22 protein-coding genes are annotated in these 19911 nt (G+C 69.2%); 8 read left to right on the top strand and 14 right to left on the bottom strand.

Annotated elements, in window-relative coordinates; genetic code table 11:
• Positions 1 to 149: 149 nt before the first annotated feature.
• The gene (locus ABDZ81_RS15470; protein WP_343774924.1) at positions 150 to 935 is read right to left on the bottom strand and encodes an HpcH/HpaI aldolase family protein; all 786 of its coding nucleotides are present in this window, start codon (positions 933 to 935) and stop codon (positions 150 to 152) included.
• 130 nt (positions 936 to 1065) lie between these two features.
• On the opposite strand from ABDZ81_RS15470, the gene ABDZ81_RS15465 reads away from it, so the two are divergent.
• Positions 1066 to 1923, top strand: a complete 858-nt coding sequence (locus ABDZ81_RS15465) for a GNAT family N-acetyltransferase (RefSeq protein WP_343774923.1) — start codon at positions 1066 to 1068, stop codon at positions 1921 to 1923.
• A gap of 31 nt (positions 1924 to 1954) precedes the next feature.
• On the opposite strand, the gene ABDZ81_RS15460 is transcribed toward ABDZ81_RS15465, so the two are convergent.
• Both ABDZ81_RS15460 and ABDZ81_RS15455 read right to left on the bottom strand, forming a co-directional pair.
• The gene (locus tag ABDZ81_RS15460; protein ID WP_343774922.1) at positions 1955 to 2404 is read right to left on the bottom strand and encodes a universal stress protein; all 450 of its coding nucleotides are present in this window, start codon (positions 2402 to 2404) and stop codon (positions 1955 to 1957) included.
• An 85-nt stretch (positions 2405 to 2489) separates the two neighbouring features.
• Positions 2490 to 3791 (bottom strand): inorganic phosphate transporter, encoded by a 1302-nt coding sequence (locus ABDZ81_RS15455; protein ID WP_343774920.1) that lies wholly within the window; start codon positions 3789 to 3791, stop codon positions 2490 to 2492.
• 183 nt (positions 3792 to 3974) lie between these two features.
• Here ABDZ81_RS15455 and ABDZ81_RS15450 point away from each other — a divergent pair, with 183 nt between their 5' ends.
• On the top strand, positions 3975 to 4127 hold the full coding sequence (locus ABDZ81_RS15450) for a DUF7837 family putative zinc-binding protein (protein WP_343774918.1): 153 nt from the start codon (positions 3975 to 3977) through the stop codon (positions 4125 to 4127).
• The gene (locus ABDZ81_RS15445; RefSeq protein WP_343774916.1) at positions 4124 to 4270 is read left to right on the top strand and encodes a hypothetical protein; all 147 of its coding nucleotides are present in this window, start codon (positions 4124 to 4126) and stop codon (positions 4268 to 4270) included. Before ABDZ81_RS15450 ends, ABDZ81_RS15445 begins: the two co-directional genes overlap by 4 nt.
• 15 nt (positions 4271 to 4285) lie before the next feature.
• Here ABDZ81_RS15445 and ABDZ81_RS15440 read toward each other — a convergent pair whose 3' ends face one another.
• From ABDZ81_RS15440 to ABDZ81_RS15415, 6 genes are all read right to left on the bottom strand, one after another.
• Positions 4286 to 5029, bottom strand: coding sequence for a hypothetical protein (locus ABDZ81_RS15440; protein WP_343774914.1), 744 nt, complete (start codon positions 5027 to 5029; stop codon positions 4286 to 4288).
• Between the two features lie 181 nt (positions 5030 to 5210).
• Complete coding sequence (locus ABDZ81_RS15435; RefSeq protein WP_343774912.1) at positions 5211 to 6923, bottom strand: cytochrome c oxidase subunit I; 1713 nt, start codon at positions 6921 to 6923, stop codon at positions 5211 to 5213.
• Positions 6924 to 7898: a plastocyanin/azurin family copper-binding protein gene (locus ABDZ81_RS15430; protein ID WP_343774910.1), complete on the bottom strand. Its 975-nt coding sequence runs from the start codon at positions 7896 to 7898 to the stop codon at positions 6924 to 6926.
• 6 nt (positions 7899 to 7904) lie between these two features.
• Positions 7905 to 8060: a hypothetical protein gene (locus ABDZ81_RS15425; RefSeq protein WP_343774908.1), complete on the bottom strand. Its 156-nt coding sequence runs from the start codon at positions 8058 to 8060 to the stop codon at positions 7905 to 7907.
• Positions 8061 to 8224: 164 nt separating this feature from the next.
• A complete protein-coding gene (locus ABDZ81_RS15420; RefSeq protein ID WP_343774906.1) occupies positions 8225 to 8671 on the bottom strand; it encodes a hypothetical protein in 447 nt (148 codons plus the stop codon).
• Between the two features lie 49 nt (positions 8672 to 8720).
• Positions 8721 to 9419 carry an SDR family NAD(P)-dependent oxidoreductase gene (locus tag ABDZ81_RS15415; protein ID WP_343774904.1) on the bottom strand — a complete coding sequence of 233 codons (699 nt, stop codon included), beginning with the start codon at positions 9417 to 9419 and terminating at the stop codon, positions 8721 to 8723.
• 138 nt (positions 9420 to 9557) lie between these two features.
• Between ABDZ81_RS15415 and ABDZ81_RS15410 the strand changes: the two genes are divergently transcribed.
• Complete coding sequence (locus ABDZ81_RS15410; protein WP_343774902.1) at positions 9558 to 9794, top strand: DUF2249 domain-containing protein; 237 nt, start codon at positions 9558 to 9560, stop codon at positions 9792 to 9794.
• Positions 9795 to 9828: 34 nt separating this feature from the next.
• On the opposite strand, the gene ABDZ81_RS15405 is transcribed toward ABDZ81_RS15410, so the two are convergent.
• The 3 genes from ABDZ81_RS15405 to ABDZ81_RS15395 all read right to left on the bottom strand — a co-directional run bounded on the left by ABDZ81_RS15405 (position 9829) and on the right by ABDZ81_RS15395 (position 12505).
• Positions 9829 to 10188: a thioredoxin family protein gene (locus ABDZ81_RS15405; protein WP_343774901.1), complete on the bottom strand. Its 360-nt coding sequence runs from the start codon at positions 10186 to 10188 to the stop codon at positions 9829 to 9831.
• 64 nt (positions 10189 to 10252) lie between these two features.
• A complete protein-coding gene (locus tag ABDZ81_RS15400) occupies positions 10253 to 11374 on the bottom strand; it encodes an NAD(P)/FAD-dependent oxidoreductase (protein ID WP_343774900.1) in 1122 nt (373 codons plus the stop codon).
• A gap of 96 nt (positions 11375 to 11470) precedes the next feature.
• Positions 11471 to 12505 carry a DUF7544 domain-containing protein gene (locus ABDZ81_RS15395; RefSeq protein ID WP_343774899.1) on the bottom strand — a complete coding sequence of 345 codons (1035 nt, stop codon included), beginning with the start codon at positions 12503 to 12505 and terminating at the stop codon, positions 11471 to 11473.
• 139 nt (positions 12506 to 12644) lie between these two features.
• Between ABDZ81_RS15395 and ABDZ81_RS15390 the strand changes: the two genes are divergently transcribed.
• The gene (locus ABDZ81_RS15390; RefSeq protein WP_343774898.1) at positions 12645 to 13775 is read left to right on the top strand and encodes a multicopper oxidase domain-containing protein; all 1131 of its coding nucleotides are present in this window, start codon (positions 12645 to 12647) and stop codon (positions 13773 to 13775) included.
• Positions 13776 to 13800: 25 nt separating this feature from the next.
• Here ABDZ81_RS15390 and ABDZ81_RS15385 read toward each other — a convergent pair whose 3' ends face one another.
• Positions 13801 to 14208: a DUF7994 family protein gene (locus ABDZ81_RS15385; protein WP_343774896.1), complete on the bottom strand. Its 408-nt coding sequence runs from the start codon at positions 14206 to 14208 to the stop codon at positions 13801 to 13803.
• 158 nt (positions 14209 to 14366) lie between these two features.
• On the opposite strand from ABDZ81_RS15385, the gene ABDZ81_RS15380 reads away from it, so the two are divergent.
• Positions 14367 to 14843: a hypothetical protein gene (locus ABDZ81_RS15380; protein ID WP_343774895.1), complete on the top strand. Its 477-nt coding sequence runs from the start codon at positions 14367 to 14369 to the stop codon at positions 14841 to 14843.
• A gap of 25 nt (positions 14844 to 14868) precedes the next feature.
• Here the strand turns inward: ABDZ81_RS15380 and ABDZ81_RS15375 are convergent, their stop codons facing one another.
• On the bottom strand, positions 14869 to 15636 hold the full coding sequence (locus tag ABDZ81_RS15375; protein ID WP_343774894.1) for a DUF2797 domain-containing protein: 768 nt from the start codon (positions 15634 to 15636) through the stop codon (positions 14869 to 14871).
• A 225-nt stretch (positions 15637 to 15861) separates the two neighbouring features.
• Between ABDZ81_RS15375 and acs the strand changes: the two genes are divergently transcribed.
• Both acs and ABDZ81_RS15365 read left to right on the top strand, forming a co-directional pair.
• On the top strand, positions 15862 to 17865 hold the full coding sequence (gene acs / locus ABDZ81_RS15370; protein WP_343774893.1) for an acetate--CoA ligase: 2004 nt from the start codon (positions 15862 to 15864) through the stop codon (positions 17863 to 17865).
• A 145-nt stretch (positions 17866 to 18010) separates the two neighbouring features.
• Positions 18011 to 19891 (top strand): bacterio-opsin activator domain-containing protein, encoded by a 1881-nt coding sequence (locus ABDZ81_RS15365; protein ID WP_343774892.1) that lies wholly within the window; start codon positions 18011 to 18013, stop codon positions 19889 to 19891.
• Positions 19892 to 19911 lie beyond the last annotated feature (20 nt).

Here is a 19911-nt window from a genome sequence, read left to right as displayed (position 1 = left end):
CGCGGCGGCCCGAACCCGTCCCGCGACCCTCTTCTCGGCTCTCGTTCCGACTGGAGTGGGTCGTCGTCTCGCCGCGACCGGTACCGCCGACCCCGTCGTCGCCGTCCGGATCGCTCATGCGTCACCCGCCGCGCCGCACTTTGGTCGCGTCACCGTTCGATCCCGTCGAGCCACCCTGTGACGGACTGCTTCACGGCGCCGGTCGCGGTGCCGACGTTGATGATCCGGTAGCCCCGGTCGATCTTCTCGGAGACGTCGTCGGGACCGAAGCCGAGCCCGCCCAGCGGAACGTCGGCGTCGAGCGCGGCCGTCTCGATCTCCTCGACGGCGTCCTCGACCTCGGGATGGGTCGGCTCGCCGGGGTAGCCCAGCGCGACGGAGATGTCGAGCGGGCCTGCGAACACGAACCCGAGTTCGGGGACGTCGAGGATCTCCTCGATGTTCTCGATCGCGGTCGGATTCTCGATCGTCGCGCCGACCACCGTCTCGGCGTCCTCGACGTCGACGTAGTCCTCGGCGGTGCCCCAGCGGCTGGCTCGCGGCGACGCCATCCCGCGATCGCCCGCCTCGCCGTCGTAGCGGAACCGCGCGGCCCGCACCGCCCGCCGGACCTCCTCGGCGGTCTCGATCCGGGAGACGAACAGGTTCCGCGCGCCGGCGTCGAGCGCCTTTCGCACCAGCGCCGGGTCGGCCTCGGGGAGTCGCACGAGCGCCTCGACGCCCGAGCGCTCGGCGGCCCGGAGCAGGTGTTCGAGGCTCGGCCCGTCGGACGGGCTCGGCCCGGCGTGCTCGAGGTCGAGCCAGACGAAGTCTAGCCCCAGCTCCCCGAGGAACTCGACCATCGTCGGGCTGTACGTGTTATCGAGCACGCCCAGCGCGGCCTCGCCCGACTCGACGGTCTCCCGTAGCGCGTTCGATCGCGGGCTCTCGTTCATGCTCGTAGGTGACGTCGCCCGATTCAAAAAGTTCCGGTCGCGGAACGTCGCGCTCGGCGGACTGTCGCTCGCGCCCGGACTGCGGCCGCCGCACCCGCCGCTTTTGAGATCCGCGGCCGAAGATTCGAACGTGCAACTACGCGACGTTCGATCCGCCGACGAGGGGCGGATCCACGAACTCGTCGAGAGCTCGATGACGGCGGACTACGCCATCAGTCCCCAGCAGATCGACGCGGTGGTCGACGACCAGTTCGGCCGGGACCGACTGGAGGGAAGTTCGGGGGACGCCGACGCGACGTACGTCGTCGCGGAGACCGACGACGAGGTCGAGGAGTCCACCGTCGCGGGCGTCGTCGTCGGCCGCGTCGCCGACGCGATCGGCGAGATACGGTGGCTGTTCGTCGACCCCGAGCACCGCGGAAAGGGGATCGGGACGAGCCTGTTCGAGGCGGCCCGCGACGAACTGCGCGAGGATGGGGCCGAGGAGCTGCGGATGTATCCGCTGGAGGAAGCCACGCAGGGCCCGCAGTTCGCCGAACGCCTCGGCTTCGAACAGATCGGCGATCGCGAGATCGAGATCGGCGGCGAGTCGTTCGTCGAGTACGCCTACGCCGAGGCGTCCGGCGACGAGGCCGAATCGGCGTCGGGCGACGCCGAACCGTCGGCGTCAGAGAGCGGCGACGCGGCCGGCGATTCGACCGAGTCCACGACGTTTCCGAACACCGAGGAGCGCGACGGCCACCGCACCACGACGACCGACGACGGCGAGCAGCTGTACGTCGACACCGACGACGAGCAATCTGGAACGGCGGCCGCCTTCTTCCCGGTCTACGAGGACGAGGCCTTCGAGGAGCGGTACGGGTTCTACTGCGGGAACTGCGGCTCGCTGGACGTCTCCGTCGACCAGATGGACCGCTACGAGTGCAGCGAGTGCGGCAACAGCCACGCCTCGCGATCGGATCAGTCGTACGACGACTCGCACCTCTGAGCGTGGCGTCGGGCTCGCCGCCGCGGCCGGTTCAGCGAACGACCGTCACTGTCACGCCGGCCCGTCGCGTCACCGTCTCCGCGGTCGAGCCTAACAGTACGTGCGAGAGTTTGTCGTCGCTCGCGGCGCCGATCACGATCTGATCGACGTCGTGCTCCTCGGCGTACTGCAGAATCTCCTTGCTCGGGGTGCCGAGCTTTACGACGCTGTCGAACTCGCCGTCAAACGACTCGGCGCGCTCGAGCAGTTCCTCGTGGAGGTCGTGAGCGTTGTCCCACTGCTTTTGATACCACTCCTGGGAGTACGCGGGGACGCCGGCCTGTCCCAGCGGCGACTGGAGGCCGGGCGTGAGCGGATCGATATCGAACGGATGGACGACGGTGATTGCGGTGACGTCCGCGTCTGGCAGCCCGAACGCGTGGTCGAGCGCGCGGATCGACTCCTCGGAGCCGTCGACGCAGACGAGCACGTGATCTCCCATGTGGTCGGTCACGAGCGTTAGCGTGATAGCTCCGGGTGGACTGGTCGTCCCGAACCTGGACCGCCGGTCCGCGCATCGTGGCACCTCAGAGCACGAGCGCAAACAGGAGGTACGCGCCGATCGCAGACAGCGTCGGCGTGAGCACCCACAGGAAGACGATGCGGCTGGTCGCAGCGGGGTCGAACAGACTCTCGGCGGCCAGTTCGTCGAACTCCTCCTCGCCGATCGGCGGCACCTCGGGCGTCGCCGCGTCGCTCTCCTCGGCGGCTTCGGCCCGACGCTCGGAATCGACTTGCTGGTCGGCCTCGCTGCTTGCGAGCGTGCCTACCGTCGGTCCGGCGGACGGGGCGTCGCCCGGTCCGGCGCCGAGCGCCCCCGTCGAGAGCTCCGGGCCGGCGTCGGCGTCGATCTGCGCGACCTCGGGATCGGCCGCGAGGCTCGCCGCTTCGACGACCGTGACCGCGCGGCTCGCCCGCCCCCAGCCCAGTCCGATGATACAGCAGGTCGTGCTCACCGCGAGGCTCGCCGGGATACCCAGCCGCGAGAGGATCGTGATGATCGTCGCGCCGACCGAGGAGACGATCAGCGCCGCCAGGATCGGCAGGTCGGTGATGCCGTCGCCGACGGTCGCGAGCGTCCGGCGGGCGATGGTGAAGCCGCCGAGACCGATGGCGCCGATCGCCAGCAGGACCCCCTGCTCGACCGAAACGGCGCCGTTGCCGACCAGCGGCGCGACCGCGTTGGCCGCGTTCGACGCGCCGGCGGAAAAGCCCATGTAGCAGGCGATCGCGAGCACGACCCCGGCCCCGAAAACGTCCCGCGGCGTCGCGCGTTCGTTGATCGCCGGCCGCGGCAGCCGCCCCGTCCGATCGATCGTGACCAGCGCGTTCTCCAGCCGCGTGAACGTGAACCGGGCGTCGAGGTGCGGATACAGGTAACGACCGATCACCATCCCGATCAGGAACGCCAACAGCGGCGCGACGATCCACGCCGAGACGATCCGAAACATGATCGCCTGGTTGAGCGTCCCCGTGGCGACGCCGAGCCCGACGATGGCGCCGACCGACGTCATCGACGTCGAGGCGGGTACGCCGTAGAGGTTCGAGATCAGCAGCGACGCGCCGGCGAAAAAGAGGACGCCGACGCTCGTCGCGAGCGTGAACTGGCTCGCCGGGACGATCTGGCTGCTCATCGTGTCGATGACGTTCCGCCCGACGGTCCAGCCGCCCAGGAGCGCGAACGCGGTGAACAGCGCCGCCGCGGTCACCTTGCCGACGATGCGGCTCCCGACCGCCGGCCCGAACGCGACGCCGGTCGAGGAGCCACCGATGTTGTATCCGACGAACGCCGCGACAACGAGTCCGACGGCGAGCAGCGCCGTTACCATACTCTCCTGTACGACGACGGACTTTCTATGCGCTTGGGCGCCAGATCCGGGCGCCGGTCGTTATACCATGGTTTTTACTTCCACTCCGGTTGCCGGGGGTTTTTATGGCGTCCGGCGGATGCACGGTGTAATGAGGACAGCCCCGTTCGCCCGACCAGTTCCCCGCGCTTACCGGTCGAACGCATGACCGCACAGCACGCCGATCTGGGCGACTGCCCGAACTGCGGCGCCGCAGTTCCGTCCGGACAGCTCCTGATCGAGTACGAGGCCGAGGACGGCGGGGGCGTCTGGGCGGAGTGTCCCGACTGCTCGAAGGTGGTGGACCCGAAGCGATGATCCGCGCGATCAAGCACTTGATCGACGGGCCCGACCCAGGCGACGTGCTCTTCGAGTGCCGGGACTGCGGAACCAGCCTCGGGACCGGGTCTGAGACCTGTCCGGAGTGCGGCAGCGACGGCGTCGTTCGGTACGAGCTGTAGGGTGCTCCCCTCGGCTCACGCGCCCTCGATCATCGACAGGCGCCGCGAGTACCGGCGGATCATCGTTCCGTCTTCGTCCTCCAGCTCGACGGTGAACTGCTTCTCCCCGGTCACGGATTCGAGCTCACGCTCGCGTATCGTGAACTCGTAGGGCGGGTCGGCGTCGTCGACCAGCTTGGTGTCGCCGCTCGTCACGACGACGCGATCGACGCCCTCGGACTCCGACAGCTCGCAGCTGATCTCGGTTCCGTTCTCCGTCTCAGCGCCCTCGCAGATCAGGTCGGGACTGACGTCCGACCCGTCCGATCCGAGCGTGCTCTGGAAATCGACCACCATCGCGCCGACGGGGGCGGTCCCGAGCACGAGGACGACCGCCAGAAAGACCGCCAGCATCGCGTTCGGCAGCTTTCGGCCGACGGTTCGCCTGGTTCCCGAGTCCCGTCGCCAGCGGAACGCCAGCGGGAGCACCACCAGGTGGTGGAACGGGCCGTACAGGATCAGCACGAACCCGTAGGCCATCGGATAGCGGAGCACCGCGAGGTCGGGGTTGTACGAGTACAGCACGTTCGCGCCGGCCCACAGGAAAAAGCCGAACAGGAGCAGCGTCCCGCTCTTGAGGAATCGCCAGCTCAGCGAGTTAGCGTAGTACACCGTCTTGAGCGCGCTCCAGGCGCTCCCGACCAGACCCGTGACGGCGCGTATCGGGGACGCCGATGCGTCGGATCGTGCGGACTCGGCGTCGGTCGACTCGTCGGTCATCGTTTCTGGGTTTGCGGGCCCCGTGGGTGGTCGTTGTCCCGAATGTGTTGGCGTCACGGCGCCGCGGCACGGTCGGCGTCACGATGCCGCGGCACGGTCGGCGTCACGATGCCGCGGCACGGTCGGCGTCACGACGCCGCGACGTGATGCTCAGGTCGACCGTCCTGGCGGCAGGCCAGCGTCAGGGGCCGATCTGCCAGACCGTCGAGAGCAGGTACCAGTTCAGCCCCCACAGCACGACGAACGTCGCGAGGAAGACGAGACACAGCGTGAAGGTGCCGCGCATGCTGTACTCGTGGATCGGCTTCGCGTCGCCGCCGTCGGCGGCCGCGCGCGTCACGTCGCCGACCGAGTCGGCGTCGAACCGATCGCCGGTCAGGAGCGAGGCGACGGCGATCAGGACGAACAGCGCGCCGCCGAGGATCGCCAGCAGCGCCGCGACGCCGAACACGACGAAGAACGGCTTCGCGGGCGCGAAGCTGAACTCCGTGCCGGGGATGTCCATCACCGAGGGGTGGCGCCGTGGGACGCCGAAGAGGATCCCGACGTACATCATCATCAACACGAGCAGCGACATCGCGCCGGCGTAGAGGTACGGCTGGATCTTCGCGAACGGCTTCATCGCCCAGTCGCGGCCGAACACCAGCCGGAGCACGTAGTAGGCCAGCCCCATGAACGCAAGCGTCGTCCCGGTGACGACCGTCGCGTGGAAGTGGCCGACCGTCGCGAGCGTGTTGTGCCAGGTCATGTTGAGCTGCATCTGTCCCATCATGACGCCGGTGATCCCGCCGAGGAAGCCGAAGAGGATGATGCTCATGATCGTCGCCGAGAAGCCCGGATCGTCCCACGGGCTCGACCAGAGCCAGCCGAACAGGCCGCCGCCCTTGCCTTTCGCGCGGCGCCCGGCTTCGAGTCCGGCGGGGATCGCGAACGCGTGGATCATGCTCGCCAGCACCGCGCCGTAGGCGGCGTAGGAGGTGTTCCACATCCGCCAGCCCGTCGAGACGACCGGGTCCGACATCAGGTGGTGGGCCGCCCCGAGGTTGATGAAGAACAGGTACAGCACGAACGCCGTCCGCGAGACCTTCTGGCTGGCGACCTCCGCGCCGCCGAGCACGTGTGTCAGGAAGTACCAGACGGTGATCATCGCCAGCAGGTTGATCTGCTGGCTACCGTGGCCGATGATCCAGTACATCTGGCGGTAGAAGGCGGGATCCATCGTCGAGAACTCGCCGACGCGCCACAGCAGCGTCGGGACGTAGGTGATCAGCCCGCCGACCAGCGACTCCAGCGCGACGATGCCGGTGATGAAGGCGCCGAACGTCACCAGCGGGAGCGTCTCGTTCGGGTTCTCGCGGCGCTCGTGCCAGATCGTCGCGAAAAAGGGCAGCGCGGCGACGACCGCGCCGAGGATGAATACGATCGCGCCCGCGTAGAACTGCCAGTTCGAGGGCAGCGGGACGTACGACGTGAGCAGCGGCGCCTGGTTCGGCGCTTCGGTCGTCCAGATCGCGGCGTTGACGACGACCGCGCCGGTCGCCATGACGACCCAGCCGACCTTCGCCAGCCGGGGCAGGGAGAGGCGCCTGCCGAGCACGAACGCGCCCCCGACGTAGAGGATGGCGATCTCCATGAAGATCATCCAGAAGATCAGCAGGTTCCACGCGTGCATGCTCAGGTACGTGTAGAAGTCAGCGGGCGAGAGCAGCGAGACCAGCTCCCAGCGGGTCATCGCGACGAAGAAGGCGAAGACGCCGCCGATCGCCAGCGCGACGATCGCGGTGAGCCCGTACAGCTTCACCATGTCCTCCGCCGAGCGGTGGATGGTGAGGCCGGTGACGTTGCAGGTGCGGAACCCCTCGTCGTCGTACTCGTGCGTACTGAAGCCGAACATCTACGCCACCTCCACCACGCCTTTCATGCCGACCCGGAGGTGCGGGTCGCAGTAGTACTTGTAGACGCCTTCCGTCTCGAACGTGTGCTGTGTCGTGAACCCGCTATCTTCGAGCGATTCGTGCCCCTGCCACGACGCGCCGTCGGGCTGTGATTCGACGGCGACGTTGTGGCCGACCGACGCCCACTCGAAGGTGACCGTCGTCCCTGGAGAGACCCGAACCGCCGGCGGACCGTACACGTTCGAGCTGCTGGCGTCCTCGGCGCCGCCGACCGTGACGGTGACTTCCTCCTGGCCGGTCCGATCGGCCGTCTCGCCGTCGAAGTTCGGCGTCGGGCCGCCCGACGCGTCGCCCGTGAACCAGCCGCCGTACTCGTCGCCGCCCGACCCGCTACCCTCGTCGGCGCCGGTCTCGACGGGCTCGTGGTCCCGGACGACGAACTTGCCGTGCATCGACCGGTGGCTCGTGCCGCAGAACTCGTTGCAGACGACCTGGTAGGTGCCCGGGTCGTCGAACGACATCTCCAGGACCCACTCGTAGCCCGGCAGGATCTGCAGCGAGATCTGCTGGCTCAGGTTGTCCTCGTTGCGCACCGAGAAGCCGTGCTGGACGTCGTACGATCCGAGGTGGAACCGGTAGGTCTCGCCCGGCCGGAGCACGACCGGCAGGCCGTCCCAGTCCCACTGGAGCGCGCCGACGTACACGTCGTTGTCGTGAGGGACGAGCATCTCCTCGCCGTCGACGGTCAGGCTCCCGGCGGCTTGCTTGTACGACCGGACCTTTTCGAGGAACCGCTCGGTCGTGAGCTTGTACGTCTCGCCGACCTGGTTCTGGTCGCCGAACTGCGACCAGCCGAGCATCCAGCCGAACAGCGTGAGCGCCCAACCGCCGCTCAGGCCGAGCCAGATCGTCTCGCGGCGGTTGATCTTCTCGGACCACCAGTCACCCTCGGGTTTGTCGATCGGTGATTCCATCCGCGATCACCCCATGGGAACCGCGAGGATGTCGACGATGCCCCACACCACGTACGCGAGCACCCAGTAGAGGATGGCCGCGAGGGCCAGCAACCAGATGCTGTCGAGTATCTGCTGGGGCCACGGTACGTCCTCGGACCGTTCCGTCGCGTCCGTTGCCATACCCGACAGTCGTCACATATCCCCGGTGTATCTGATCCCGAATCCGTTCGCGTAGAAATAAACGGCCGACGTATGACCGTCGGGCCGTCGGGCGGCTCGGCTCCGGCATCACCCGCCGCCGGGCGCCCGAACTGCCCGGGGCTCACCCTCGGGCGGTGGCGTCGCTATGAAGCTTCTTCCTCGTCGTCTTCGGCAGCGGCGTCCCCCTGGTCAGCCGCCGACAGTTCGGCCTCGTCGACGGCGTCCTCGACGACCGACTCGTCGATCGCCATCTCGCCCGGTTCGGCGGGTTCCGCGTCGACGTCGTCCCCGACTCGCTCGGCGATCTCTTCCGGCGAGCGGTCTTCGCCCGGGGCGTCCTCGATCGGTTCCCCCGCCTCGTCGTGGGTCGTCTCGGCCTCCGTCGATGCCGTCGAGCCTCTCTCGGGCGCTTCGGCGTCGGCGCCGGACGACCGGAGTCGTCGGGCCGCCAGGTAGGCCGCCCCGGCGGCGACCGCCGCGGCGAGCAGTTTGCGGACGCGGCTGCCGCCGGACGATTGCTCGTCGGCGTCGGCCGCCTCGTCCTGCGTTGCGATCCCCCGGTCGCCGATCGGAAGTTTCAGGCTGGTCACACGGACGGTACGCCGTCGCGGGGGAAGTTCGTTTGGGGGGAGCGGCAGGTCAGAACTCCTCGACGTGCGGGCGGAGGTCGAGTTCCAGCGTCCACGCGCTCCGGTCCTGCTCGACGAGGTGCCAGTAGCTCTCGGCGATCGCGTCGGGATCGAGGTACTGCTCGGGGTCGTCGACCTCACTCTCCGGCGGCTCGATGCCGCCGTCGATCACGACGTGGGCGACGTGGATCCCCTGGGGCCCCAGCTCGCGGGCCATCGACTCGGCCAGCCCGCGGACGGCGAACTTCGCGGCCGAGAAGCCGACGGCGCCCTCGCGCCCGCGGACGGCGGAGGTCGCGCCGGTGAAGATGATCGTTCCGCCGTCGCCGTCGAGCATATCGTCGACGGCCGCCTGCGAGCAGAGCAGGCCGCCGCGCGGGCCGACCGCCATCGCCCGATCGAACTCGTCGACGTCGATCTCGCGGAGCCCCTTCCAGGCGCCGCCGCTGGCGTTGACGACGAGCGCGTCGACCGGGCCGAACGCGTCGCGAATCCGATCGAACGCGTCTGCGACCTCCTCGCGGTCGGTCACGTCGGTCGGGACGGCCAGCCCGGCGCCCTCGGTCTCGTCCAGGTCCCTCGCGAGGTCCTGCAGGTGCGATTCGGTGCGGGCGAGCAGCGCGACGTCGCAGCCCTCTCGCGCGAACTTGCGGGCGACCGACGCCCCGAGTCCGGGGCCGACGCCGGCGATCACGGCAGTCGTGCTCATGTCCGTGGCTTCGACGCCGCCGACCAAACCGTTAGGGGCTGGCTCGACGGCTGGCGGCGGAGATGCCTTCCTCGCCCGCCGAGCGGGGCGAACGTAATCGGGACAACCCCTTTTCCCTCGCCAGCCGTCCGATCGAGTATGAGCCTCGATACGAGCGGCGACGGTGGCCGGGAACTCGACGTCAGGGAGATCGACGGCGAACCGTTCGGCGACATCATGTCGGCCCTGGAGGACCTCCCCGACGGCGAGACGCTGACGCTGGTCAACAGCTTCGAGCCAGTCCCGCTGTACGAGGTGCTCGAACGCAAGGGGTACGCCCACGAGACGACGCAGGTCGACGACGACCTCTGGCGCGTCGAGATCGAACGCGCCTGATCGTCGGGCTCGACGCCTGAACCGGCGGGGACGACTATTCGTACTGCTCGACCAGTTCGACGAGGCGCTCGGCCCCGACGAACCCGTCGGCCACGCGCTCGACGAGCTCGCCGCCCGAGAACAGCAGCAGGGTCGGGACGCTGCGGACGTCGTACTCCTCGACCAGCGCGAGGTCCTCGCGGGGGTTCAGCGTGGCGACGACGGCGTCGGTCGCGCGGGCGACGTTGCCGACGACCGGCTCGATCGACTGGCAGAGCGTGCAGCCTTTCGTGTAGAAGTCCGCGAGGACGAGGTCGTTCGCCGCGACCAGCGCGTCGAGTTCCTCGCCGCTAGAGAGCTCGACCGGGCGATCGTCGTCGTAGTCCGGAACGGAATCGAGTTGCGTGTCCGTCATTGGTGTAAATCAGGTATCGAGATGCTTTCGGCTTTCGTCGACCGTCCTCTCCGCAGCAACGGGGTCAGTCGTCTCCGGGGGCTTCGACTTCGGCTTCGCGCCGCGGGCCGCCGGCGTGGCCGTCGTGTGCGATCGCCGTCGAGAGCAGCTCCGGAGAGACGGCTGGGACCTCCTTGTCGCCGACCGACCCCCGCTCGTCGATCTCGTCGGCGTCGCGCGGGAACTCGCGCAGGTCCATGTGGAGCGCGATGCCGGCCTTCGCGCCCTCGCCCATCGCGACCGGGATCTGGTTGTGGCCCGGCGTCAGGTCGCCGACCGCGTAGACGCCGTCGACCGACGTGCGCCCGTGGTCGTCGACCGCGACGGTGCCGTCGTCCTCGCGCTCCAGACCGAGCGCGTCGGCCAGCTCGGCGTGGTAGTCCGAGCCGTACATCGGGAAGCCGCCGCGGTACTCGCGGACCGCACCGTCCTCGAACTCCAGCGACTCCAGCCAGCCGTTCTCGTCGTTGTTCACGCCCGTCACGTCCTCGGTGATCACGTCGACCGGGTGGTTCGAGAGCTGCTCGGCGGTCTCGTCGCTCCACTCCGGTTCCGCGCCGCGGGTCAGCAGGTCGACGTCGTCGGTGTAGTTCAGCATGATCATCGCGACGTTCGCCGCCGAGTCGCCCGCGCCCATCACGAACACCGGCTCGTCGACGAACATGTACGCGTCGCAGTGGAGACAGTAGTGTAGCCCCTTCCCGGTCCGGGGCAGCGGCGGGTCCGGGCGCTCGTCCGAGAAGCCGGTCGCGAGCACGACGCTCAGCGCGTCGACCGTGCCGTCGCTCGTCGTGAGGCGGAAGCCGCTCTCGGTATCAGGAGCGTCAGCCCCATCTTCGGCGTCGGAATCGACAGCCTCGGCTTCGGCGCCCGACAGCGGCTCGACGTCCTCGACGAAGCCTTGCTGATAGTCGGCGCCGTACTCTTTGACCTGTTCGATGGCCGTCCGGAGGAACTCGTTGCCCGAGACGTCCTCCGTGACGCCGATGACGTTGTGCGTGTCCTGCATCATCGCGGCTCGGCCGCCGCCCCGGTTGACGACCAGCGTGTCGAGGCCGAGTCGGGTCGCGTACAGCGCGGTCGTCAGTCCGGCAGGGCCGCCGCCGACCACGGCGACGTCGTAATCGAAGGTCTCGTCGGTGTGCATTCGCTCACGGCTAGGACATCAGGACGGTTAAACCACAAGCGGTTGTGCGCGACTGACGAAATACTGGTTCCGGCGATCGCCGCCCCGGCGTCGAGATCACCGGTCGGACGCGTCGGACGCATCGGATGCGTCGGCGAGATCGGCGCGCACGTCCGCCAGCAGGTCGAACGCCGGCGAGACGGCGCCGAGGACGAGCAGGCTGTAGTACCGGAGGTACGTCTGGATCGGCACCTGCACGAACGTCGTGCCGACGACGAGCACCGCGATCAGCCACAGCGCCGCGACGGCGCCCGCGAGCGCCAGCCCGATCGCGCTCGATCCGATCGCCTGCCCGATCAGAAAGAGGCCGCCCGCGACGATGCCGAACGGAATCCCCAGCGGGACGCCTGCGGCGACGAAGCCGATCCCGGCGACGACGCCGGCGACGCCGCCGAGAACGATTCGCGCGAGCGCGTAAGCGGCGTACTGTCGCCATTCGGCGCGAAGCTCCGGCCAGAACGCGCGCCAGCCGTCGACGACGCCGGCCTCCTCGACGATCATCGCGGGGACGACGAAGTCGGCGGTGAACGCCAGCAGGAGCCACAGCCCGACGCCGACCAGCAGGAAAGCCGGCGAGAGCAGGACGAGCGCGATCACGAACAGCCCGCCGGTCAGCACCACGAGCGCGACGACGCCGAGGACCGCCGAGAGCACGACGACGCCGACGGCCAGCCGAAACAGGAACAGCGACGCGCCGGCGTCGGTGTACCGGCCGAAGCGCCCGCGGATCTGAACCTCCCGGTCGCGCAGGATCTCGACGAACACGAACTCCAGCACGGTCGCGACGTACGCCAGCACGAGGCCGACGATCAGCAGCACGGCGACGAGAGCCACGAGTAACTGCAACTGGGATGCAGTCAGTTCGCCGGTGAACAGCCCGATCCCGGCGGGGTCGGGCGGACCAGGCTCCGGTCCGCCGCCCACCGCGCCGTCGCCGAACGAGAACGAGGGGCTCGGCTCGAACGCCGTCGCGCCGGAGACGAAAAACGCGACGACCGCCAGCGTGAGCCAGCGCCGCAGCGAGAACGGCAGCAGGAACTCGCGCGTCGCGGTCAGCGCGTCGTCGAGCGCCTCCAGGGCGTGCCAGGGCATGGTCGCGATCACAACGCCCCGATAGGTATAGCTTTCTAGCAGTCTGCATGGGGTCCCGAACATGTTCGCGACGTTCCCACGCGGTGAGAACCAGTTTTCCCCGTTATATTCCGGGTCTTCTTACGTCGAGGTGTACACAATGAGCGACAACATCGGCGCACCCGGACTGGAGATGTCGCGGCGCGACTTCGTGGCGGCGACCGGCGGCGCGGGCACCCTCGCGCTGGCTGGCTGTACCGCTCCCTCCCAGGAATCGCAGATGCAGCCCCAGCAGGCGGCCGCCGACCTCCCGACGACCTCGCCGCCCGAGGTCGTGCAGGTCGACGAGCAGGGCGGCAGCGTGACGATGCGGACGGTGCCGTCGGTCCATCAGGCTCACCCGCTGGAGACGATGGGCGGTCCCGTCGAACTCCCCCGGGTGTGGGCGTTTCAGGCCGACGACCGCGACCCCAGCGTCCCCGGTCCGATCCTCCGGACGACCGAGGGCAACGACATGGAAGTGACGCTGGACAACACCGGCGTCGACCATCCCCACACGCTGCACTTCCACGGGGTCAGCAAGACCTGGGAGAACGACGGCGTCCCGACGACGACGGGCATCCGCGTCGATCCCGGCGAGAAGCACACTTACCAGATCCCCGCGAACGTGCCCGGTACGCACCTCTACCACTGCCACTACCAGACCCACCGGCACATCGACATGGGGATGTACGGCGTCTTCCGCGTCGATCCCGAGGGGTACGAGCCGGCCGACCGCGAGGTGTTCATGACGATGAAGGACTGGGACTCCCGGCTCAGCCGCCAGATGGCCGGCGAGGACGCCAGCTACAGCCCGCGCAACCGCCGACCCGACGTGTTCACGATGAACGGCAAGTCCGCGCCCCGCACGCTCCACCCCGAGGACGGCTCGCCGATCATCGTCTCGGAGGGCGACACCGTGCGCATCCACCTGGCCAACAACGGGTACATGAACCACCCGATGCACACGCACAACCACCGGTTCCGCGTCGTCGAGAAGGACGGCGGGCAGGTGCCCGAGGCCGCCCAGCACGACCAGGACATCGTCGACGTCGCGCCCGCCGAACGCAAGACCATCGAGTTCGAGGCCGACGCCGATCCCGGCATCTACCTCATGCACTGCCACAAGGTCAACCACGCGATGAACGGGAACTTCTACCCTGGCGGAATGGTCAACGGGATCGTCTACGAGTCCGCGATGGACTCCGACGTGTTCGCCCAACTGATGGACTACGCCGGCTACGAGGGCTGATCGCCGCTGGGCTTCGACGCCGGTGCTACAGTGCGATCGCCCGCTCGACGTCGGCGTCGACCTCGAAGTGGCGGCCGTCGCGGGCGACGTCGACGCCGTAGAACAGCAGGGAGACCCCGCCGACGATCGCCGCGACGAACAACAGTAGTTCCGCGCCGCCGGCCGACCCCGCGAACACCGTCGGCGCGTAGATGGCGGGCATCACGAGCGCGAAGATGGCGTAGGACGCGCCGACGAGATGGCGCCACGTGACGGTGACCGGGCCGACCGACAGCTCCGCGACCGTCCCGGCGAGCAGCGCGAGCACGCCGGCGACGATCATTCCCGGCGCGGCGACGCTCCGGGCGAGCGCCGCGGGGCCGAACACGCCGACGAGCGCGGCGACCAGCAGCAGGTCGAGCAGTCCGAGATACCGGTAGCTCGATTGCTTCATGCGTGATGCTACGCTGTGCTGACAATAGTTGTTTGGGAGGTGCAGGTCCCGCTAGCGGTTGTCGGATCAACATCGCTCGTGAAGCGTCCCGAGAGGACACCAAACGCACCGAGAGACGCGTCGAAACGTTCTTGTGGGATCGACGGGGTCTGTGATCCGTGAGCACGCCCGACTCCCAGTCCGAACCCGCACCGGTCGATCGGGTCACCCGGCTTCGGCGTCGCGTCCTGCCGGCGCTCCACCGGATCAAGGAACCCCTCGGCGGGTACGCGATCTGCACGCTCGATCCCGCCGAGTACGTCGGCACGGTGTCGCGCACGCTCGACGAGGTCCGCGAGACGCTACGGCGGCTGGAGTTCGAGCGGGAGCCGATCGCGTCGCTGAAGCGCCGCGCCGACGGGCGGCTCTCGGCGGGCAGCTGGGTGCGGCGGGAGTCACCGCTCGCGGACAAGCAGCTCCACGTCACGCTCGTCCGCGAAGCGACCGGCGTCGTCGAGCTGTACGCCCACCGGGAGTACTCCTGGCTCACCCATCCCTACCGTCACTACACCTTCTCGGAGTGGGAGCCGGAAGCCGGCGTCGAGCGAATGCGGGAGTTGCTCGCCGACCGCGATCTGACGCTCCGGCTCGACTGAGAACGAGGAGTTCTCGGCGAACGGGCTACTCCCCGAACGCGCCGAGACTCGACTGAAGCTCGCGCTCGACGTTTCCCGGCTCCAGTTCGTAGCCAACCAGATCCCGGAGATCGACGGCGTACTCGCTGCCGCCGGATTCGAGCACGAGCACGCGTCCTTTGGCCCCCCTGATCGTTCCCGAGGCGATCGTCTCCGCGACCGGCCGGACGGAGAGATCGAGCCCGTAGTCGAACGAAAACGTCTCCTGGTGGTCGAGCTCGTCGAGCACCGCCCGCCAGGCGCCGTCGTCGACCGAGCGGTGGAGTCCGGCGATCTTGTCGGGCACTCGCACTCGGTCGGTCAGATTCCCCGCGAGTTCGGCCTCGATCTCGCGGGCGATCCGGCCGTTCGACACCGTCCGAAGGTGGGCGGCCCGATCGGCACCCTGCTCGCGCAGGCGGGTATCGAGGCGCCACGACCGCGTGACGCCGATCTTGAAGATGTCGGGGGCGAAGGCGGCGAGGTACACGGCGTGCTCCTCGTAGCAGTCCATCTCGTCTTTCAGGCACGTGCCGGTGCAGCGCGCGCACACCCAGGTGCTCGCGTGGGCGTCGCAGTGGGGCGCCGCGGCGTTCTCGCAGGGGACGTGCCCGCCGTCGTGGATCGTCCCCGCGCAGTGGCGGCTCTCGAGGCGGTAGGCCAGCTCCTCGCCCGGCGCCAGCGGCCGCCGCTCGACGCCGCCGTCGCCTTCGGCGAGCAGTAGCGCGGCTTCCTCGTCGGGCGCCGACGCCGTCTCGTAGCCGACCACCTGCATCGCGTGCCGGTAGGCGGGCGACCGATAAATGCCCTCCGCTCGGCCCCGCTCCGGCGCTCGATGCCGTTCCGTCGCTCGGCGTCGCCTCGTCGTTCGACGCCGTTCCGACGCTCGGCTCCGTCCGGTACGACGCCCCGTCCGCCCGGAGCGGCCGCGGTTCCGATCGCCCGCGGGCGACCGCTTCGGGAGAACACTTATTTCGTCGCGCGGGGGAGTACCATGCGAATGACTGACAGGTCGGATCTGGAGGCGCGGCTCGACGGCCCCGACCGGATCGCCCCGCCCGAGGCGTTCGTCGACGGCGCTGCCGTCACCGACTCGGGCATCCACGAGGAGTTCCGCGAGCGCTGGCCGGAGTGCTGGGAGCGCGCCGCCGACATGCTCGACTGGGAGCGCGAGTGGGACGAGGTGCTCGTCGAGGAGAACGCGCCGTTCTACGAGTGGTTCGTCGGCGGGGAACTCAACGCCTCGTACAACTGCGTCGACCGGCACGTCGAGAACGGCCGGAAGAACCAGGCCGCGATCAAGTGGGAGGGAAAGCTCGAAGAGACGCGCACGTACACGTACCAGGACCTGTATCGCGAGGTCAACGAGTTCGCCGCCGCGCTGCGCGATCTCGGCGTCGAGGAGGACGACGTCGTTACGCTGTACATGCCCGTCGTCCCGGAGCTACCGGTCGCGATGCTGGCGTGCGCTCGGATCGGCGCGCCCCACTCGGTCGTGTTCGCCGGACTCTCGGGCAAGGCTCTGGGAACGCGCATCGAACGCTCGGGCTCGGAGTACCTGGTCACCTGCGACGGCTACTACCGCCGCGGGAACGCCTTCAATCTCAAGAGCAAGGCCGACGACGCGCTGCTGAAAGTCGACCACGACGTGACGAGCGTGGTGGTCGACCGCCTCGGCGATACGCTCCCCCACGTCGACGACGGCTCGCTCGACTATCACGAGCTGCTCCGCGAGCACTCCGGCGCCGAGGTCGAGCCCGTGCCGCGGGACGCCGAAGATCTGCTGTTTCTGATGTACACGTCGGGCACCACCGGCGAGCCGAAGGGCGTCGAGCACGCGACCGGCGGCTACCTCTCGCAGGTGGCGTGGACGAGCCGGGCGGTCCTCGATCTGCGCCCGGAGGACACCTACTGGTGCTCGGCGGACATCGGCTGGATCACGGGCCACTCCTACATCGTCTACGGCCCGCTGGCGCTGGGCACGACGACGATGCTCTACGAGGGCTCGCCGGACTACCCCGATCGGGACCGCATCTGGGAGATCGTCGAGCGCAACGCAGTCGACGTGTTCTACACGGCGCCGACGGCGATCCGGGCGTTCATGAAGTGGGGCAAGGAGTACCCCGAGCGCCACGACCTCTCCAGCCTGCGCCTGCTGGGCACGGTAGGAGAACCGATCAACCCCCGCGCCTGGGAGTGGTACCGCGAGCACGTCGGCGGCGGCGAGTGCCCGATCGTCGACACCTGGTGGCAGACCGAGACCGGCGCGATGATGATCGCGACGCTCCCCGGCGTCGACGACATGAAACCGGGCTCGGCGGGACCGGCGCTCCCCGGCATCGACGCGCAGGTCGTCGACGCCGCCGGCGAGCCGGTTCCGGACGGCGCCGCGGGGTATCTCACGATCACCCGGCCCTGGCCCGCGATGGTCCGGACGCTCCACGACGACGACGAGCGCTACGTCGACGAGTACTGGACCGAAACCGACGACGTCCCCGCGAGTCGAGCGAGCGGGGACTCGTCAGAGCGTAGCTCTGACGGCGGATGGCGCTACGACGCCGGCGACGGCGCGCGCGTCGACGAGGACGGCTACGTCACCGTGCTCGGGCGCCTCGACGACGTGCTGTCCGTCGAGGGGCACCGTCTGGGGTCGATGGAGCTCGAATCGAGCATCGTCGAGGTCGAGGGCGTCGCCGAGGCCGCCGTGGTGGTCGGGACCGCCGACGACGGATCGGGCGTGTTCGCGTACGTGAGCACCGAGAGCGGCCGCACGGGCGACGACGACCTCCGCCGGCGGATCGTCGAAAACGTCGAGCGAACGATCGGCGAGTTCGCAGCGCCCTCCCGGGTGGTCTTCACCACCGAACTACCCAAGACCCGCTCGGGCAAGATCATGCGGCGCCTGCTCCAGAGCGTCGCGCGCGGCGAGCCGCTCGGCGACACCAGCGCGCTCCGGAACCCCGAGATCGTGGGCGAGCTGAAATCCGCCGTCCGCGACGAGTAGCGACGGATTTCGCAGAACCAGGACACAACGAAACGACTCTCGGGTCGAGTCGTCGAACTTCCTCCCGGCTCTCTGTTCTTTGCGGCTACGAGACGACTGCTACAACGCCAATACTTAAGTTCGCTCTCCCAGACTATCACGAAAGATGGGTGCACTCGCCCGGGAAAGCACGGACGACGGCGTGCTGTCGGGCCCGGAGTACCGGGAACTGGCGGAGAGCGCCGAGACGTACCGCAAGGCGCTCGTCGTCCGCCTGATCGGCGAGGTCGGACTTCGGACGGGTGAGGTGACTCGACTCCGCCCTGACGACGTTCGATCGACCGGCGACCGTGCGTCCGGCGCGCTGCTCGACGTCCGCGCCGAATCCGGCGAACGCGATCGGATCGCGTACGTCCCCGACGACCTGCGGCGCTCGCTCGACAGGTACGTCCGGAGCAACGGGATCGACGCGGACGAGCGGGTCGTCGACGTCTCGCCGCGGCGGATCCAGATGCTCGTCGCGGAGGTCGCCGACCGGGCGGCCGACCGGACGGGCGACGACCGGTTCGCGGCCGTCGCAGCGAGCGACCTTCGTGCGTACTTCGCCCGGACGCTGCTCGTCGAAGAGCGCGTCGACCCCCGCGTCGTGCTGGCGGTCGGCGGGTGGGAGAGCTTCGAGAGCTTCGACCGGCTCCTCGGCGAGCCCGACGAATCGACGGTCGCGGCCGAGCTCTCGGACGCCGACGTCGGGACCGGCGATACGGCTCCGGCGCGGGCGTCCGACGGAGCCTCGCGGGCGGAGGAACTGCGCGAGCGCGCCGACCGACTGGAGCGTCGGGTCGACCTCGGCGATCGCGTTCGGGCGGTCGACGACGCCGTGCTGTCGGCGTCGGATCGCGACGATCTGGAGGTGGGCGTCTGCGAGCGTCTGGCCGAGGGCGACGAGTACGCTGGTGCGTGGATCGCGACCAGCGACCTGACCGACGAACGCCCCACGCCCGCGGCCGCGGCCGGCATCGACCGCTCCGGCGTCGACGCCCTAATCGAGCGGTTCGACGAGGCGTCGGCCGTTCCGCCGTGGACCGAGGCCGTTCGCGACGGCGCGGTCAGCGTCGCCGAGATCGACGAGGGGCTCCCCGCCGGCGACGCCGACGGGGCTGCGAGCGACGGCGAAGGGTCCGTTGTCGACGCCGACCGCGTCGGCGCGGTGACGGCCGTGCCGCTCGCTCACCGGGAGACGACCTACGGCGTCCTCGCGGTCGCGACCGACCGCGGCGCGCCGGAGGACTGGGAAGGGGAGGAACTCTCGGCGCTCGGTCGCCGGATCGGGCACGCGCTCACGGCGATCCAGCGCCGGAACCTCCTGCTGTCGGACGCCGCCGTCGAACTCGAGTTCCGCTGTCGCGACGAGGGCGCCGTCTTCGTCGACGCGTCGGCGCGCCTCGATTGCACCTTCAGTCTCGAATCGATCGCCCCCGTCTCGGCCTCGTCGCTCCTGTTTCACGTCACCGTCGCGGACGCCGATCCGGGCGACGTGTTCGATCTGGCGGTCGAGCACCGCGGCGTCGAGGAAGTCCGACTGGTCGAGACCCACGGCGACGGCGCGCTGCTGGAGTTCGTCGTCGGGGGCGACTCGCCGCTGTTGACTCTCGCGGCTCACGGCGCGACGATCACCGACGCCGTCTTCGAGTCCGGCGACGGCGACCTGGTCGCGGAGGTCGCGCAGGACGCCGATCTCCGGGCGGTCGTCGACGGCCTCCGAACGGCGTTTCCCGACACCGAACTCGTCGGCAAGCGGGAGGTCGAGCGGCCGGTCCAGACCGTCCGCGAGTTCCGCGAGGGCGTCGAGGACGAGCTGACAGATCGCCAGGAGGCGACGCTGCGGGCGGCCTACTACGCGGGCTACTTCGACTGGCCGCGGGGATCGACCGCCGAGGAGGTCGCCGACTCGATGGACGTCTCCTCGCCGACGCTGCACAACCACCTCCGGAAGGGCCAGCGCGCGCTGCTCGACACGTTCTTCGAGGGGTCGGTCGGCGGCGAGTAGTGCCGGGGTATTTTAAGCAC

Source organism: Natronoarchaeum mannanilyticum (assembly GCF_039522665.1).
Classification (GTDB): Archaea; Halobacteriota; Halobacteria; order Halobacteriales; family Natronoarchaeaceae; genus Natronoarchaeum; species Natronoarchaeum mannanilyticum.
This window is presented reverse-complemented; position numbering and strand designations above follow the sequence as displayed.

Excerpts from the sequence above, each read along its gene's own strand:
- ABDZ81_RS15455 (WP_343774920.1), bottom strand. The coding sequence starts at position 3,791 with ATGGTAACGGCGCTGCTCGCCGTCGGACTCGTTGTCGCGGCGTTCGTC.
- ABDZ81_RS15470 (WP_343774924.1), bottom strand. The coding sequence starts at position 935 with ATGAACGAGAGCCCGCGATCGAACGCGCTACGGGAGACCGTCGAGTCG.
- ABDZ81_RS15460 (WP_343774922.1), bottom strand. The coding sequence starts at position 2,404 with ATGGGAGATCACGTGCTCGTCTGCGTCGACGGCTCCGAGGAGTCGATC.
- ABDZ81_RS15445 (WP_343774916.1), top strand. The coding sequence starts at position 4,124 with ATGATCCGCGCGATCAAGCACTTGATCGACGGGCCCGACCCAGGCGAC.
- ABDZ81_RS15430 (WP_343774910.1), bottom strand. The coding sequence starts at position 7,898 with ATGGAATCACCGATCGACAAACCCGAGGGTGACTGGTGGTCCGAGAAG.
- ABDZ81_RS15415 (WP_343774904.1), bottom strand. The coding sequence starts at position 9,419 with ATGAGCACGACTGCCGTGATCGCCGGCGTCGGCCCCGGACTCGGGGCG.
- ABDZ81_RS15450 (WP_343774918.1), top strand. The coding sequence starts at position 3,975 with ATGACCGCACAGCACGCCGATCTGGGCGACTGCCCGAACTGCGGCGCC.
- ABDZ81_RS15435 (WP_343774912.1), bottom strand. The coding sequence starts at position 6,923 with ATGTTCGGCTTCAGTACGCACGAGTACGACGACGAGGGGTTCCGCACC.
- ABDZ81_RS15375 (WP_343774894.1), bottom strand. The coding sequence starts at position 15,636 with ATGCAGGTGGTCGGCTACGAGACGGCGTCGGCGCCCGACGAGGAAGCC.
- ABDZ81_RS15410 (WP_343774902.1), top strand. The coding sequence starts at position 9,558 with ATGAGCCTCGATACGAGCGGCGACGGTGGCCGGGAACTCGACGTCAGG.
- ABDZ81_RS15390 (WP_343774898.1), top strand. The coding sequence starts at position 12,645 with ATGAGCGACAACATCGGCGCACCCGGACTGGAGATGTCGCGGCGCGAC.
- ABDZ81_RS15385 (WP_343774896.1), bottom strand. The coding sequence starts at position 14,208 with ATGAAGCAATCGAGCTACCGGTATCTCGGACTGCTCGACCTGCTGCTG.
- ABDZ81_RS15395 (WP_343774899.1), bottom strand. The coding sequence starts at position 12,505 with ATGCCCTGGCACGCCCTGGAGGCGCTCGACGACGCGCTGACCGCGACG.
- acs (WP_343774893.1), top strand. The coding sequence starts at position 15,862 with ATGACTGACAGGTCGGATCTGGAGGCGCGGCTCGACGGCCCCGACCGG.
- ABDZ81_RS15365 (WP_343774892.1), top strand. The coding sequence starts at position 18,011 with ATGGGTGCACTCGCCCGGGAAAGCACGGACGACGGCGTGCTGTCGGGC.
- ABDZ81_RS15440 (WP_343774914.1), bottom strand. The coding sequence starts at position 5,029 with ATGACCGACGAGTCGACCGACGCCGAGTCCGCACGATCCGACGCATCG.
- ABDZ81_RS15400 (WP_343774900.1), bottom strand. The coding sequence starts at position 11,374 with ATGCACACCGACGAGACCTTCGATTACGACGTCGCCGTGGTCGGCGGC.
- ABDZ81_RS15425 (WP_343774908.1), bottom strand. The coding sequence starts at position 8,060 with ATGGCAACGGACGCGACGGAACGGTCCGAGGACGTACCGTGGCCCCAG.
- ABDZ81_RS15405 (WP_343774901.1), bottom strand. The coding sequence starts at position 10,188 with ATGACGGACACGCAACTCGATTCCGTTCCGGACTACGACGACGATCGC.